This is a genomic window from Fundidesulfovibrio magnetotacticus (assembly GCF_013019105.1).
Classification (GTDB): domain Bacteria; phylum Desulfobacterota; class Desulfovibrionia; order Desulfovibrionales; family Desulfovibrionaceae; genus Fundidesulfovibrio; species Fundidesulfovibrio magnetotacticus.
In genome coordinates this window covers 611,494-626,494 of sequence record NZ_BLTE01000001.1, presented here as the reverse complement: position 1 = coordinate 626,494, position 15,001 = coordinate 611,494, and the positions used below count along the sequence as shown (strand labels likewise).

Below are 15,001 nucleotides of genomic sequence, written 5' to 3'. Positions count from 1 at the left end.
GTTTCGCGTGCAGGCTTGCGCGGACAATCCGGGCGAAGCAGGCGTGACCGCGCCTCGGGGAAGCCGCTCCGGGCGATCGGCGGAGCATTCGCGGCGGAGCGCTACACGGTGTCGATCCATTGGGCGATGGCCGCCTTCTTGTCTGGAGCGAAACCCTCGCGAACCTGCTCGAAGAGCCACCGGAGGGATTTCGCGCGCAGGCGGTCGCGGAAGAGGTCCTCCGCCTCCTGGATGACCACCTTGATCAGGCAGGGGCAGCGATCCGAAAAGACCGACGGATCGTCCACGAAGAGGTTGCGCTTGCGGATCTCGGCGCACTGAAACATGGAGGCCGGGCCTTCCACGGCTTCGATGATGTCCCAGAACGAGATGTCGCCCGCGTCCCTGCCCAGGGCGTACCCGCCGTTGACGCCGGGAATCGACGTGACGATCTGCGCCTTGCGGAGCTTGGCGAAAATCTTCGAGAGGTACGTCTCGGTGATGCCGTGCAACTCCGCAATGCGCCTGATCCCGACGGTCTTCCCCTCGGGAAGGTCCACCAGATAGAAAAGCGAATGAAAGGCGTACTCCACGCCGACGCTGAATTGCACCCTGTTCCTCCTCCCGCGTGTTCACGCAGACTACTCCATGCCGGAGGTTTTGTCTTGACGGGCTCCTCTTTATGGACTAGCGATATCCTGGATAGCTTTTATCTGTAATTGTGTCAAACAAGGAGCGGGCTGATGTTCAACGAAACGTTCAGGGAAGTGGCGGCACACGAGGGCGTGGTGTCCATCGTGTCGTGTGCGGACGGCGAGGCCCACGTGGCGAACACCTGGAACTCCTACCTGGTCATGGCCGACGGCGTGAGGCTGCTCATCCCGGCCTGGAAGATGCGCAAGACCGAGGAGAAGGTGCTCAAAAACCCCAAGGTGCTGCTCACACTCGGGAGCCGGGAGGTGAAAGGGCGCATGGGTCCGGGGACGGGCTTCCTGCTGGAGGGCGCGGCGCGCTTCGTGGAGCGGGGCGAGGAGTTCGCGATGATGAAGGAACGGTTCCCTTTCCTCACCCGGGTGCTGGAGGTCACCGTCACCGGACTGCGGCAGACGATCTAGGCTCCACGGGCCGTTGCCCCGGCGACGCCCGGGCGCTCCGGGGCGCGGTCCCGTCGATCGTCTTGACGGGGCGTTTCCCGCCGGGCTACTCGCTGTGGCCATGGAAAACGCCTCTCCCCAGTCCGGCCCCCGGCTCATCCTGCACGTGGGGTGCGGAACGCGCGACCCGGAGAAACTCCCGCCCGACTACCGGCCGCCCGCCTGGCGGGAAATCCGCCTGGACATCAATCCGGCGGCGGAGCCGGACTTCGTGGGCGACATCCGCGAGATGCCGGTGATCGCCGACGGCAGCGTGGACGCCGTGTTTTCCTCGCACAACCTGGAGCACCTTCATGCGCACGAGGTCCCCCTTGCGTTGCGGGAGTTTTACCGCGTGCTCGCGCCCGGGGGGCACGCGCTCGTCACCTGCCCGGACCTCCAGCAGGTGGCCCGGCTCATCGTCGAGGGCCGCATCCTGGAGCCCGTCTTCTCGCCGCCTGCCGGACCCGTTACTCCCCTGGACATGGTCTACGGCTACCGGCCCAGCCTGGCCAGGGGCAACCAGCACATGGCACACCGCACGGGCTTCACCCCGGACACGCTGAAAAGCCTGCTCGAAGAGGCGGGCTTCACGAACGTGCGCACCACCACGCGCCCGGAACCGTTTCTGGACATCTGGGCCATGGGCATCAAGCCCGCCTGACCGGCGAGTGCCCCTTAAACGCCCCTGGCGGCGATCGCCTTGTGCGCCGCCAGCACCGCCACAACCTCCGCCAGCGGCAGGCCCACCACGCTCGTGTACGAACCCTCGATGCGCTCGATCATGAACGCGCCCAGGCCCTGGATGGCGTAGCCGCCCGCCTTGTCCATCGGTTCCTTGGTCGCGGCGTAGGCCGCGATGGCCTCCTCCGTGAGCCGCGCGAACGTCACCCTGGAGGATACGGCCTCCTCCCAGAGCGCCGCGCCGCCAGGGCCAATCAGGCAGCATCCGGTGACCACCGTGTGCTCCCGCCCGGCCAGCATGGCGGTCATGCGCCGGGAATCGGCCTGATCCCGGGGCTTGCCCAGGATGTGCCCCCCCACGGCCACCACCGTGTCCGCCCCCAGCACGTACGAGCCCGGATGACCCCAGGCCACGTCGCGCGCCTTCAGCCGCGCCATGCGCAGGGCGTAGCCGCCCGGCGTCTCGGCCGGGTCCGGGTCGGGCTCGTCCACCAGGGAGGGAATCACCCGGTACGCGATGCCCAGCGACCCCAGCAGCTCCTTGCGCCGGGGCGAAGCCGACGCCAGCACGATGTCGGCTCTCTCCACGAATGCTCCGTTGCTCACGTCCTGCTCCTTTGCTTGCGGACCGCGCCTGCCGCGCGGGCACTCCTCCTTGCCCCAGCCCGACCCTTGACGCAACCCCCGGCCCGGCGCTACACGCCTCCCACACACCGGAGCGCGTGACTGGCGAGAAACGTGGGCAACCACGGGGGAGCGCGCAACCGTCTGCAAGCCGCTCGCCTGGGCTGCATCGCGACCGCGATGCCAACCTTCCCGCAAAGGAGGAGCCCATGCGCGCCCACCGTGACCTGCTTCAATCCGCCGATCCCGAAGTCTTCGCCGCCCTGGCCGGGGAAGAGTCCCGCCAGGCCTCCGGCATCGAGTTGATCCCCAGCGAAAACTACACCTATCCCGAAGTGCTCGCCCTCCTGGGCAGCGTGTTCACCAACAAGTACTCCGAAGGTTACCCCGGACGCCGCTACTACGGCGGACAGCGCTACACCGACCAGGTGGAGGAGCTGGCCCGTCAGCGCGCCTGCAAACTCTTCCGCTGCGAACACGTCAACGTGCAGCCCCTCTCGGGCTCGCCCATGAACCAGGCCGTCTACCTGGGGCTCCTGGAACCCGGCGACACCATCCTGGCCATGGACCTCTCCCACGGCGGACACCTCACCCACGGCGCGCCCGTCTCCCACATGGGCAGGCTCTTCAACTTCGTGCGCTACAAGACCGACCCCGCCGACGGGACCATCGACTTCGACGCCGTGCGCGCCATGGCCCGCGCCCACAAGCCCAGGCTGGTGCTCTGCGGCTACACCTCCTACCCGCGAGACCTGGACTACGCCGCCTTCAAGGACGTGGCCGACGAGGCAGGAGCCTTCACCATGTGCGACGCCTCCCACTACGCCGGACTCGTGGCCGGCGGCGTGATGCGCAACCCCTTCGACGCGGGCTTCGACGTGGTGACCACCACCTCCCACAAAAGCCTGCGAGGCCCGCGCGGCGGCATCATCCTCTGCCGCAAGGAACTGGCCCAGCGCATCGACAAGTCCGTGTTCCCCGGGCTCCAGGGCGGCCCCCACATGAACGCCGTGGCGGGCATCGCCGTCACCCTGGGCAAAGCCCTGGAGCCCGCCTTCGCCGTCTACGCCCGACAGGTTCTCGCTAACGCCCGCGCCCTGGCCGCCGCGCTCGCCGCACGCGGCGCGCCCCTCGTCACCGGCGGCACCGACAACCACATGCTCGTGGTGAACACCCAGCAAGGCTACAACCTGGACGGCAAAACCGCCGAAGAACTCCTCGACGAAGCAGGCCTGACCACCAACAAACAAATCGTCCCCGACGACCCCAATCCGCCCCTCAAACCCAGCGGCATCCGCCTGGGCACCCCGGCAGCCACCACGCGCGGCATGATGGAGCAGGAGATGGACCGCCTGGCAGGCTGGATCGACGCCCTGTTGCGCAACCCCCGGGACGCTGCCCTGCGCGCGACAGTGCGCGCTGAAGTGGCGACGATGTGCGCCGGATTCCCCGTGCCAGGCCTGCAATAAACGAAACGCCCGCCGACGTTGCGGCTGGGGGAGGAAAGCCGTCGGAGGAAGAGCCTCCGGCGGCAAGAGAGTTGCGCCCTTGGAATCCCGCTCCGTTTCGCGGTGGCGTACGGTTCGGTTGCGGCGGTGGTGGGAAGGAGGAAGGAGGAATAGCCTCCGGCGGCCAAAGGGCTACGCCCTTTGGAATCCCAAGTTGCTTTGCGGGTTTCACCGGGTAGGGCTGTGTGAGAGGGGGCGGAGAGACCCCGGACGCCCGGCCCTGCCGCCCCTCCCACCGACGCGAAGCAATTGCCGGGGTCCGGGGGGAGGCTCTCCCCCCGGCGGGTGCAGGGCAGAGCCTTGCCGGGGTGCGGGGCGGAGCCCTGGCCGCCGGAGGCTCTTCCTCTTGCTGGGCCGCGGCCGTCCCTGCCTGTGGCTCAGGCGGGAGCGGGTCAGGCGACCGGGGCGTTCACCAGGCGGGCTCGTTCTTCGTAGTAGGCTGCCTGCCCGCCCAGGTCGGCGGTGCGGCCCCGGATCAGGCGGTTGACGCAGCCTCCGTGCGAGAGCCAGTCGCCGCGCGGGTAGACCGCCGTCTCGGGGTGCAGGCCGGGCAGGGACTCCACGCGCACGGTCATGGAGCCCAGGGCCGTCTCCAGGAGCACGGGGCCGGAGAGGTCCAGGGCGTCGAAGGCCGCGGCCCGGGGCGAGAGATAGAGCGTGGGCGGGGCCTGCTGCTCGTCCTCGGGGATCTGGGAGAGCAGGTGCTCGCGCCGCACGGGCGAGAGCAGGCGCAGCGGGAAGTCCGGGTCCACAGGGGAGTAGGAGGGCAGGGCGTCCGGCAGATGGTAGAGCCCGTCGGCGTGGGCGAAGATGCCGCCGGACCAGGGCGCGGGGTCGACGGGGGCGGCCAGCCAGCCCTCGCGGCGCAGGGTCTCCAGGGTCCAGCCCGCCTTGCCGTCGCGCAGGGCGGCTTCCATCACAGTCTCGGCGTCCGGCAGGATCACGGGATCGGCCAGCCGCGCGCCCAGACGGGCGGCTATCTCGAAGTTGGGCAGGCACTCCCCGGGCGGGTCCACGGCCTTGGCCGCGTGGAGCAGTCCCGCGTGTTCGCCCGGGCGCAGCACGTCTTCGCATTCAAGCATGAGCGCCGGGGGCAGCACCACGGTGGCGGCGCGAGCCGTGTCGGTGAGGAAGGGCTCAACCACCACGGTGAAGCGTTCCCGGAGCATGCGCTCCAGGGCCAGGCTCTCCGGGCATTGGGTGACGAGGTTCATGCCCTCCACCCAGACGAAGTCCACGGGCGGGTCGGCGGCCTCCACGGCGCGGGCCAGTCCGGCGATGGGGAAGCGGCGGGAGGGTCCGGGGGGGACGCCGGTCCAGTCCCAGGCGGCGAGGCCGGGGTCCGGGGAGAGGAACCACACGCCGCCGCCGGGGCGGCCCACGTTGCCCGAGAGCATGGCCAGGGCGTCCACGAAGCGCACGCTGGCCCCGCCGTGGGCGTAGCGCTGCAGGCCCCGGCCGATGTGGGTGGCTGTGGCGTCGAGGAGTCCGGGAGGGCAGGGGGCGTTGGCGGGGGCGTACCAGTCCGCGAGGGTCCGGGCCTGTTCGAGGGGGACGTCGCAGGCTTCCAGCAGGTCGTCCAGGGGCCAGCGGTCCAGAAGTTCCAGGAAGGCCCCGGCGTTGGCGCAGCGATCGAGGGCCAGCGGGGAGAGTTGGCCGCGTGCGGCCAGCAGCTTGAGCGCGGCGGCGGCCAGTAAGCGGTCCGTGCCGGGGCGCAGGATGATCTCGTGGTCGCGGTCGTAGGAAGCGTCGCCGGGGTGGATGGCCAGCACGCGCGCGCCGTTCTCGCGGGCCTGGCCCAGCATGGCCGCCAGGTGTGCGGACTGCGCGCGGGCGTTGCGGCCCCAGTTGACGATGCGGGCGGCCTGCGCGGATTCTTCGAGCGGCCCCTGCCGGATGGCCCCGAAGTCCCGGCGGATGGCCTCGGCGCCGGCCCCCAGGCAGATGGCCCCGGAGAAGCCCGACGCGCCCAGGGTGTTGAAGAGGAATTTTCCGGCCTGATGCAGCAGCCCGAAGGAGGCGTGGTAGTGGATGTGGAGCATGCGCTCCGGCGTGGGGCGCAGAGCGTCCATGCGCCGGGCGATCAGCTCCAGGGCTTCGTCCCAGGAGGCGGGACGGAAGTCCGCGCCATGGCGGACCAGGGGCGTGGTGACGCGCCGGGGACTGGCGAGGCGCTGGGCGAAGCGCGCGGTCTTGGCGCAGATGCGCCCCCGCGTGAAGGGGTGGTCCGGGTTGCCCCGGACGCTTCGGACGCCTTCAGGCCCCACGTCCACCAGCAGGGCGCAGCCGTCGCCGCAGTGGCGCGTGCAGGCGCTCCGGACGGTTCGCTCGGACACGGCCCGGCCCCGGAATCAGGCCAGGAGCGCGGCGCGCAGGGCCTCGTCCAGGGTGGGATGGGGGAACACCACGTCCTCGCACTGCTTCCTGGTGAAACCCTGGCCCACCAGCACCGTGGAGAGGGTGGCCAGGGAGGCCACGCCGTGGCCGACGGCCGTGACACCCTTGAGGCGTCCCTCGCTCCACACGCACTTCACGAGGCCGCCCGTGGCCCCGTGGGCCTGGGCGATGGGATTGGCGATGAGCTGGGCGCGCGTGACGGTCACGTCCTCCAGGCCCTGGGCGCGGGCCTCGGCTTCCAGCAGTCCCACGCGCATGGTTTCGGGCGCGCCGTACATGCAGCCGGGGATGGGGCCGGGCTCGTAGGGCCGGGTTTCCTCGCCCGCGAAGTGGCGCACGGCCCATTCGCCCTGGCTGGAGGCCGCGTGGGCCAGGAGCGTGCGGCCGTTCACGTCGCCCACGGCGTAGACCGTGGGGCTGGCCAGAAGGTGTTCGTCGGTATGCACCCAGCCCGCGCCCTTCACCTCGGCCCCCAGCATCTCCAGCATGAGGTTGCGCGAGTTGGGCTGGCGTCCCACGGCGAGCAGGCACTTGGCGGCGGTGATGACGCGGCCGTCCTCCAGTTCCACGCGGGCCTGGCCGTCCACTGTGGCCAGGGAGGCCACGCGCACGCCGGTGTGCATGGCCCAGCCCTGGCGCTTGAAGCTCTGGGCCAGGGCCTTGCTGACCTCTTCGTCCTCGGCGGGCGCGATGCGCTCCGCCACCTCCAGCAGGGTGACGGCGCTGCCCATGCGGGAGAAGAACTGGGCCAGCTCCAGGCCGATGAAGCCCGCGCCGATCACCACGAGGCTTTCGGGAACCTCGCGCAGGCCCAGGATGTCGCCGGAGTTGAGCACGGCGTCGTGGTCGGCCTTGAGGCCGGGCTTGGCGGCGGGGCGGCTGCCCGTGGCCAGGATGCACCTTTTGTAGGAGACGGTCTTGGGCTCGCCTTCGATTTCCACCACGGACTTCACGGCCCCGATCATCTTGAGCTCCCCGCGCAGGAGCGTGACGCCCAGCTTTTCCAACTGGGCGGCCATGGCCTTGCGGGTGGCCTCGATGTGGCGCTTCTTGCGGTCGGCCAGGGCGGGGAGGTCCACGCGGTACTGCCCGGAGGCCACCTTGAGGCGCTCCTGTCCTTCCATTTCGGCCAGGGGGGCCACGGCGGCCAGCAGGAACTTGGTGGGGATGCAGCCCCAGTTCAGGCAGGAGCCGCCCAGGTGCTCCTTCTCCAGCAGGATGGCCTTGATGCCCCGGCGGGCGGCTGCGAGGGCCGCATCGTACCCGGCGGGGCCTCCCCCGACGATGAAGAGTTCGGTTTCCATGGCGTCCGTTGGCTAGAGGTGCGTTCTGAAAACATCACAAGTGCGAAGAGGACCACGCTAGAACGGGTGCGGTTTCAAGGCAAGCAAAATCGCGGATCGGAGCGGGGCGGACATCTTGCGGGGCTTTTTCTTGCGCGCAAGGGGCACCGGGTGTTACGGTCATGTGTAATCCCTATTCGCAGGCCGCGTCAGGCCATCAGGAGGTCCGGTTCATGGAAGAGCGCATCGAATCCGACAGCATGGGCGAGGTGAGGGTCCCGGCGGACAAGCTCTGGGGCGCGCAGACGCAGCGTTCGCTGGAACACTTCAGCATCGGCGGCGAGCTGATGCCCCGGGAGCTGGTCGGGGCCTATGCCGTGCTCAAGAAGGCCTGCGCCCTGGCCAACCGCGAACAGGGTCGGCTCGACGCGAAGCTCGCGGACCTCATCGTGGCCGCCTGCGACGAGATCCTGGCCGGAGGGCGCCACGACATGTTCCCCCTCCACGTCTGGATGACAGGCAGCGGCACCCAGTTCAACATGAACGTCAACGAGGTGGTCTCCAACCGCTGCTGCCAGATGGCGGGCACGGCGCTGGGCTCCAAGAAGCCCGTGCACCCCAACGACCATGTGAACATGGCCCAGTCCACCAACGACAGCTTCCCCACGGCCATGTACATGGCCGCCGCCATGGGCGTCACGGGGCGCCTTCTGCCCTCGCTGCGCGCCCTGCGCGCCGCGCTCGCGGCCAAGGCCGACGCCTGGGCGGACATGGTGAAGATCGGGCGCACGCACATGCAGGACGCCACGCCCCTCACCCTGGGGCAGGAGTTCTCCGGCTACGTGCAGCTCCTGGAGGACGGCGAGGAGCGCCTGCAGCAGGCCCTGGGCCACGTCTACAGGCTGGCCCTGGGCGGCACGGCGGTGGGCACGGGCATCAACGCCGCGCCCGGGTTCGCGGAGGCCGCGGTGTCGCACGTCGCCAGGCTCACGGGCCTGCCCTTCGAGAGCGCCGCCAACAAGTTCGCCGTGCAGGGCTCCCACGACGCCCTGGTGCAGCTCTCCGGGGCCATGAAGACCCTGGCCGCCTCGCTGGGCAAGCTGGCCAACGACATCCGGCTGCTCTCCTGCGGGCCGCGCGCGGGGCTGGCCGAGTTGATCCTTCCCGAAAACGAGCCGGGCTCCTCCATCATGCCCGGCAAGGTGAACCCCACCCAGTGCGAGGCCCTGACCATGGTGGCCATCCAGGTGACCGCCAACGACCTGGCCGTCACCCTGGGCGGCGCGGGCGGCCATCTGGAGATGAACGCCTACAAACCCCTGATCATCCACAACGTGATGGGCTCGGTGCGCATGCTGGCCGACTGCATGGAAAGCTTCCGCAAGTATCTGGTGGAGGGCCTGCGGCCCAACGAGAAGCGCATCCGTGAGTTCGTGGGCCGCTCGCTCATGCTGGTGACGGCGCTTTCGCCCGTGATCGGCTACGACAAGGCCTCGGCGATCGCCCACCACGCCATGGAGCACGACCTGACCCTGCGCGAGGCGGCCCTGGAGCTGGGCTTCGTGGACGCCGCCACCTTCGACAGGGTGGTGGACCCGGCCAAGATGACCAAGCCCTACGTGGCGGGCGGGTAGGGATGCGGCCCCGGTGGAGGCGGCCGGATCAGGGGGGAGAGGCCCGGGGCCGGTCAGGCCTGGGCCAGTCAGGGCCGAAGCGGTCGGCTCAGGTGATGCCCGGTCAGGGGCGGACGGGCTCCGGTTCGATGGGCAGCTCCGCGTCGACACGCCGGACAACGTGCTCGAAGGCCCGAAAACCGGCAGAAAAATCGATGTTTCCCCCCGGAAGCTCCTTGCGCCCGGAGCGCGGATGATAGTATGGACTTCTCAACCTTCAACGCGCATGGATTCATTGGGTCTTGGGCTCGTCCGAACGCCAGCTCCTGCCGATGAGAAAAGACATGCCAAAACCCGGGAGCGAATGCCCATGGCCAAGAAGCTTTATGTCGGCAACCTGTCCTTCAAGTCCACCGAAGATGATATCCGCAAGGTGTTCAGCGCCTACGGCGAAGTGCTGAGCGTGGCCCTTATCACCGACCGCGAAACCGGACGCCTGCGCGGCTTCGGCTTCGTGGAGATGGACGACGAGGGCGCCCTGGCGGCCATCCAGGGCGTCAACGGCACCGAGGTGGGCGGCCGCACGCTGAAGGTCAACGAGGCCCAGGAAAAGCCCCGCTCCGGCGGAGGCGGCGGTGGTTACGGCGGCGGTGGCGGCGGCCGTCGCTGGTAGAACTCCTTCGGGAGAACATGCCTGACCGCGGGCCGGGAGCGATCCCGGCCCGTTTTTTTTGCGTAGCGCCTGCCTTGCCTGTCGCGGCGGCCCCGGCGCACGCCACGGCGCGGAGGACGTCGGCCGTGTACTCCCGGTTCGGGCGGCACGGGGCGCGCCGTCTCCCTGCGGAGGCTGAATGGCCGATCCTACTGAAGGTGCAACGGCCGGTGGCGGCCGATCCCTGGATGCGCGGCCTCGGGCTGGCGGCCACGGGATGAGCGCGGGACGAATGCGGGTGCACTCCCGGTCAGCGGGCGGTCTTGACGGCTGCGGGGCGGCAGGCCTCTTCGGACGACCCCGGACCCGCCACCTGGGCGGAGCGGGCAGGCGGTTCCGCTGGGGGCAGCCGGAACGGACGCCGCCTTGAAGCCCCGCGCCGGAGAGGGCGTCGGCTGGCATCAGGCCTTGCGGCGCGCTTCGTACGCGGACGTGAAGCCGCGCCATGCCGTTCGGGGCCGGGCCTGCGTGGGGGGCGCACGGCGATGGCGGAGCGGCCGGGCCGCTCCGGGATCACTCCTGGACGGGGTGTGCCTGTCCGGAATCTTCGGTGCCCGGCTCTTCCTGGCCTTCCTCGCCCGAGGCCTTCTTTTCCTGCTTGCGCAGCAGTTTTTCTTCCTTCTTCTTCTGTTTGGCGGCCTCTTTCTGGCGCTTCTCGAACGAATAGTTGGGCTTCTTCGCCATGGATGGTCCTTCGTGATGGGTGTTGGGAGTCCCGGGGGGACGTGCGCGCCTCGGGCGCGAGCGTTCGTTGCCCCGGCAACGTAGGATTATGAACCACCCACGCCCCGGCGGCAAGGATTAGTTGCGGGAACGAGGAGCGGGCGCGCCAGGGCATCCCCGCACAGGCCCGCGGCCTCTCCCGTGCGTCCGCCCGCGTAGCGCGGGCATGCGTGGAGCGCGGACCGCCGCGCCGTTCACGTCCGCCAGGACGCGAAACGCCGCCCGGACTCGCATCCGGGCGGCGTCGTTCATCTGGTCGGTTCGTGCGTCGCCGCTACATGTCTTCGGTGATGTGCATGCCCCTGGCGGCGGCCGTCTCGTCGAGGCGGGTGACGGGCAGGGTCACGGGGGCGGCCAGCAGTGCGGCCGGGTCGGTCTCGGCCTGGGCCAGGATGGCGCGCAGGTCGTCCGCGAAGGTGTCCAGGGTCTCCTTGGACTCGGTCTCCGTGGGCTCGAACATCAGGCATTCCTTCACGATGAGCGGGAAGTACACCGTGGGGGCGTGGTAGCCCTTGTCCAGGAGCGCCTTGGCGATGTCCAGGGCGCGCACGCCCTTTTCCGACTGCTTCGCCGCCGAGGCCACGAACTCGTGCATGCAGATGCGGTCGTAGGGCACCTCCAGCACGTCGTCCAGGCGTTTGCGCAGGTAGTTGGCCGCCAGCACCGCGTTCTCGCTCACCTTGATCAGGCCCTCGCGGCCCAGGCGCACCATGTACGCGTAGGCTTTGAGCACCACCCCGAAGTTGCCGTAGAACGGGGCCACGTAGCCGATGGACTTGGGGTAGTCGTAGCGCAGGTGGAAGCGGCAGGAGGCGTCCTTCACCACGCGCGAGATGGGCATGTAGTCCGCCAAGCGGGCGCACACGCCCACCGGGCCTGCGCCGGGACCGCCGCCGCCGTGGGGCGTGGCGAAGGTCTTGTGCAGGTTCACGTGCACGATGTCGAACCCGGCGTCGCCCATGCGCATCTTGCCCATCACGGCGTTGAGGTTCGCGCCGTCGTAGTAGAGCAGGGCGTCCACGGAGCGCAGCAGCTCCACGATGCGCGGCAGGTTCTGCTCGAACAGGCCCAGGGTGTTGGGGCAGGTCATCATCATGCCCGCCACCTGGTCGTCCAGCACGGCGGCCAGGGCCTCGGGGTCCACGATGCCGTCCTTGGAGGCCACGCTGACCACCTCGTACCCGGCGATGGCCGCCGAGGCCGGGTTGGTGCCGTGGGCCGAATCCGGGCAGATGATCTTGGTCTTCTTGTTGCCCTTGTCGGCGTGGTAGGCGGCCATGATCAGCACGCCGGTCAGCTCGCCGTGCGCCCCGGCCATGGGATGCAGGGTGAACTCGTCCATGCCGGTGATCTCGCAGAGCCAGCGCTCGGTCTCGTACAACACCTCCAGCGCGCCCTGGGTCAGCTCGTCGCCGCGCGGCAGCTGGGGCAGCATGGGGTGGAGCCGGGCGAAGCCGGGCAGGGCGGCCACGTTTTCGCAGAACTTGGGGTTGTACTTCATGGTGCACGACCCCAGCGGATAGAAGTTGCCGTCCACCCCGAAGTTCTTGCGCGAGAGCGTGGTGAAGTGGCGCACCACGTCCAGCTCCGAGAGGGAGGGCAGGCCGGAGGGGCCGTCGCGCAGGAGGTCCGGGGGCAGGAGGTCCGAGGCCTGTCCCGAGGGGGTCTTGGGCCACACGCCCTCGCGGCCGGGGCGCGACTGCTGGAACACGGTGCTCATAGTTCGTCCTCCAGCCAGGCGGCCAGTATGTCGATGTCGCGTTTGGAGGTCTTCTCGGTGCAGCACACCAACAGGGCGTTTTCCAGGCCCTGGTAGTAGCGGCCCAAGGGGAAGCCCGGCACGAGGCCGCGCCCGATGAGGGCCAGGCACACGTCCTGGGCGGCGCGGGGCAGCGTGACGGCGAACTCGTTGCCGATGGGGCCCTGGCCCAGCAGGCTCACGCCCTTGATGGCCGTGAGTTTCCCGGCGGCGTAGCGGGCGTTCTCCATGGAGAGAAGCGCCGTGCGCTTGAGGCCTTCCTCGCCCAGCAGGCACAGGTGGGCCAGGCTGCGCAGGGCGCACAGGGCCTGGTTGGAGCAGATGTTGGAGGTGGCCTTCTGGCGGCGGATGTGCTGCTCGCGCGCCTGGAGCGTGAGCACGTAGCCGGTGCGGCCCTTGGAGTCCTCCGTGCGGCCCACGATGCGTCCGGGCATCTGGCGCACCAGGGCCTTGGTGCAGGTCATCACGCCGAGGTAGGGGCCGCCGAAGGAGAGGGGCAGGCCCAGGCTCTGGCCCTCGGCCACGGCCACGTCCGCGCCCATGGCCCCGGGCGTCTTGAGCACGCTGGCCAGCACGGGATAGGCGCTCAGCACGGACACCGCGCCGACGGCCTTGGCGGCGGAGAACAGGGCGGAGGCGTCCTGCACGCGGCCGAAGAAGTTGGGATTCTGCACCACCACGCAGGCGGTTTCCTTGTCCAGGGCGGCCTGCATGGCGGCGAAGTCGGTGGCGCCCTCGCGGTGGGGCACGGTGACCAGCGACAGGTGCAGGTTGCGCGTGAAGGTGTCCACCAGGATGCGGTAGATGGGGTTCACCGTCTCGCTGATGAGCACCTTGGTGCGCTTGGTCTGGCGCACGGCCATCATCACGGCCTCGCAGAGGGCCGTGCCGCCGTCGTAGACCGAGGCGTTGGCGCAGTCCATGCCCAGCAGGCGGCTCACGGCCGTCTGGTACTCGAAGATGGCCTGGAGCGTGCCCTGGCTGGCCTCGGGCTGGTAGGGCGTGTAGGCCGTGTAGAACTCGCCGCGTCCGGTGAGGGCGTCCACGGCCGAGGGCACGTAGTGGTCGTAGAATCCGGCGCCCAGGAAGCTCACCAGGGCGGTGTTGTTGCGCGAGGCCATGTCTTCGAGCTTGGCGCGCGTGTCCGACTCGGAGAGGCCCGGGGGCAGGTCGAAACTCTTGGGGCGCAGGGCCAGGGGGATCTCGGCGAAGAGCTCTTCCACGGAAGAGACGCCGACGGTCTCCAGCATGGCCCTTGCGTCCTCCGGGGTGTGGGGGACGTAGGGCATGGGCGTTCCTTCTAGTGGCAGGAGACGGCGGTCTGTTCGTAGGCGGCGGCGTCCAGCAGGCCCTGGGGCTCGGCCGAGAGCTTCACCTTGATCATCCAGCCGCCCGCGAAGGGGTCCTGGTTGACCAGTTCGGGAGCGCCCTCCAGGGCCTCGTTGACCTCCACCACCTCGCCCGTGACCGGGGAGTACAGCTCGCTGGCGGCCTTCACCGACTCGATGGAGCCGAACTCCGAGCCCTGGGTGACCTGCGCGCCCACGGCGGGCAGGTCCACGAAGGTGATGTCGCCCAGCTGCTCCTGGGCGAAGGAGGTGATGCCCACGGTGGCGGTGTCGCCTTCGATCCTGGCCCATTCGTGGGAGGGGGTGTATTTGATGTCTGCGGGATACATAAAATGTTGTCTCCTTCAGGGGTGTGCGCGGGCTGTGCGCCGAAAACCGGAGGACTTTAGCCCCTGGCGCTTCGGGGGGCAAGGTTTTCCTCGCCGCAAGAAGGCGCGGGGCGGGGGTGGCCCCGGCCTTGCGCGGGGGCGCGCTTGCGGGTATCAGGGCCGCCTTCGGAGGAGACCGCCATGCCCGAGACGGCCGCCAAGGCCCCGCAGACCGCACCCTGCCAGCCCGACTACACCCGGGGCGAGCGCCAGTGCCTCCACGTGGAGGAACTGGGCCGCACCTGGAAGCTCCACCGCACGGCGGACATGGAGACCCTCTGGGAGAACCTGGGCCGCGAGGAGTTCGGAGAGGACGAGCGCATGCCCTACTGGGCGGAGCTGTGGCCCGCGAGCATGCTGCTCTGCCGCTGGCTGGGGCGCAACCGGGAGCTGGTGCGCGGCAAGGCCTGCCTGGACATCGGGTGCGGGCTGGGGCTCACGGGCATCGTGGGCGCGTGGCTGGGCGCGCGGGTGGTGGGCATGGACCACCAATGGCCCGCGGTCTACTTCAGCCGGGAGAACGCGCGCTTGAACGGCGTGGACGGGCCGCTCTGGACGCGCATGGACTGGTGCGCCCCGGCCTTCAAGCCCCGGGCCTTCGACGTGATGTGGGGCGGCGACATCGTTTACGAGACGCGCTTCTACCACCCCCTCACCCGGCTCTTCCGCGACCACCTGGCCCCGGGCGGGCGCATCTGGCTGGCGGAGCCCCGGCGCAGCGTCTCGCGTCCCGTGTGGGAGCGCCTGGCGGGCGACGGCTTCGCGGTGCGCAAGCTCCTCACCGAGCCCGTGCCCGTGGAGGGCTACGAGGTGACCGTGAACCTCTGGGAGCTGTCCCTGCCGGAGTGAAACCGTCACGGGGGCATTGA

Annotated in this window: 14 protein-coding genes and 1 riboswitch; of the genes, 6 read left to right on the top strand and 8 right to left on the bottom strand. The window is 69.6% G+C overall.

The features are described 5' to 3' along the window. Positions 1 to 101: 101 nt before the first annotated feature. Positions 102 to 590 (bottom strand): RrF2 family transcriptional regulator, encoded by a 489-nt coding sequence (locus tag NNJEOMEG_RS02865; protein ID WP_173081080.1) that lies wholly within the window; start codon positions 588 to 590, stop codon positions 102 to 104. A 132-nt stretch (positions 591 to 722) separates the two neighbouring features. On the opposite strand from NNJEOMEG_RS02865, the gene NNJEOMEG_RS02860 reads away from it, so the two are divergent. Together NNJEOMEG_RS02860 and NNJEOMEG_RS02855 are read left to right on the top strand one after the other, a co-directional pair. Next, positions 723 to 1,094, top strand: coding sequence for a pyridoxamine 5'-phosphate oxidase family protein (locus NNJEOMEG_RS02860; RefSeq protein WP_173081079.1), 372 nt, complete (start codon positions 723 to 725; stop codon positions 1,092 to 1,094). A 100-nt stretch (positions 1,095 to 1,194) separates the two neighbouring features. Further along, complete coding sequence (locus NNJEOMEG_RS02855) at positions 1,195 to 1,776, top strand: class I SAM-dependent methyltransferase (RefSeq protein WP_173081078.1); 582 nt, start codon at positions 1,195 to 1,197, stop codon at positions 1,774 to 1,776. A gap of 14 nt (positions 1,777 to 1,790) precedes the next feature. On the opposite strand, the gene NNJEOMEG_RS02850 is transcribed toward NNJEOMEG_RS02855, so the two are convergent. Next, complete coding sequence (locus tag NNJEOMEG_RS02850) at positions 1,791 to 2,402, bottom strand: Maf family protein (RefSeq protein WP_235956802.1); 612 nt, start codon at positions 2,400 to 2,402, stop codon at positions 1,791 to 1,793. Between the two features lie 106 nt (positions 2,403 to 2,508). Continuing rightward, positions 2,509 to 2,592: riboswitch (ZMP/ZTP riboswitch) on the top strand. 37 nt (positions 2,593 to 2,629) lie between these two features. On the opposite strand from NNJEOMEG_RS02850, the gene glyA reads away from it, so the two are divergent. Then, positions 2,630 to 3,889: a serine hydroxymethyltransferase gene (gene glyA / locus NNJEOMEG_RS02845; RefSeq protein WP_173081076.1), complete on the top strand. Its 1,260-nt coding sequence runs from the start codon at positions 2,630 to 2,632 to the stop codon at positions 3,887 to 3,889. Between the two features lie 431 nt (positions 3,890 to 4,320). Here glyA and NNJEOMEG_RS02840 read toward each other — a convergent pair whose 3' ends face one another. Both NNJEOMEG_RS02840 and NNJEOMEG_RS02835 read right to left on the bottom strand, forming a co-directional pair. Continuing rightward, positions 4,321 to 6,264: a molybdopterin-dependent oxidoreductase gene (locus NNJEOMEG_RS02840; protein ID WP_173081074.1), complete on the bottom strand. Its 1,944-nt coding sequence runs from the start codon at positions 6,262 to 6,264 to the stop codon at positions 4,321 to 4,323. Positions 6,265 to 6,279: 15 nt separating this feature from the next. Next, a complete protein-coding gene (locus NNJEOMEG_RS02835; RefSeq protein WP_173081072.1) occupies positions 6,280 to 7,629 on the bottom strand; it encodes a dihydrolipoyl dehydrogenase family protein in 1,350 nt (449 codons plus the stop codon). A 212-nt stretch (positions 7,630 to 7,841) separates the two neighbouring features. Between NNJEOMEG_RS02835 and fumC the strand changes: the two genes are divergently transcribed. Both fumC and rbp read left to right on the top strand, forming a co-directional pair. Next, positions 7,842 to 9,242 (top strand): class II fumarate hydratase, encoded by a 1,401-nt coding sequence (fumC, locus tag NNJEOMEG_RS02830; RefSeq protein ID WP_173081070.1) that lies wholly within the window; start codon positions 7,842 to 7,844, stop codon positions 9,240 to 9,242. 349 nt (positions 9,243 to 9,591) lie between these two features. After that, on the top strand, positions 9,592 to 9,894 hold the full coding sequence (rbp, locus tag NNJEOMEG_RS02825) for an RNA-binding regulator (protein ID WP_173081068.1): 303 nt from the start codon (positions 9,592 to 9,594) through the stop codon (positions 9,892 to 9,894). Between the two features lie 552 nt (positions 9,895 to 10,446). On the opposite strand, the gene NNJEOMEG_RS02820 is transcribed toward rbp, so the two are convergent. The 4 genes from NNJEOMEG_RS02820 to gcvH all read right to left on the bottom strand — a co-directional run bounded on the left by NNJEOMEG_RS02820 (position 10,447) and on the right by gcvH (position 14,093). Further along, positions 10,447 to 10,617, bottom strand: coding sequence for a hypothetical protein (locus NNJEOMEG_RS02820; RefSeq protein ID WP_173081066.1), 171 nt, complete (start codon positions 10,615 to 10,617; stop codon positions 10,447 to 10,449). Positions 10,618 to 10,930: 313 nt separating this feature from the next. After that, positions 10,931 to 12,376, bottom strand: a complete 1,446-nt coding sequence (gcvPB, locus tag NNJEOMEG_RS02815) for an aminomethyl-transferring glycine dehydrogenase subunit GcvPB (RefSeq protein WP_173081064.1) — start codon at positions 12,374 to 12,376, stop codon at positions 10,931 to 10,933. Next, positions 12,373 to 13,704 (bottom strand): aminomethyl-transferring glycine dehydrogenase subunit GcvPA, encoded by a 1,332-nt coding sequence (gene gcvPA, locus NNJEOMEG_RS02810; protein WP_173081062.1) that lies wholly within the window; start codon positions 13,702 to 13,704, stop codon positions 12,373 to 12,375. Before gcvPA ends, gcvPB begins: the two co-directional genes overlap by 4 nt. 11 nt (positions 13,705 to 13,715) lie before the next feature. Next, positions 13,716 to 14,093 carry a glycine cleavage system protein GcvH gene (gcvH, locus tag NNJEOMEG_RS02805; protein ID WP_173081060.1) on the bottom strand — a complete coding sequence of 126 codons (378 nt, stop codon included), beginning with the start codon at positions 14,091 to 14,093 and terminating at the stop codon, positions 13,716 to 13,718. Between the two features lie 180 nt (positions 14,094 to 14,273). On the opposite strand from gcvH, the gene NNJEOMEG_RS02800 reads away from it, so the two are divergent. Then, entirely contained in the window at positions 14,274 to 14,981 is a 708-nt protein-coding gene (locus tag NNJEOMEG_RS02800; protein WP_173081058.1) for a class I SAM-dependent methyltransferase, read from the top strand. Positions 14,982 to 15,001: the final 20 nt, after the last annotated feature.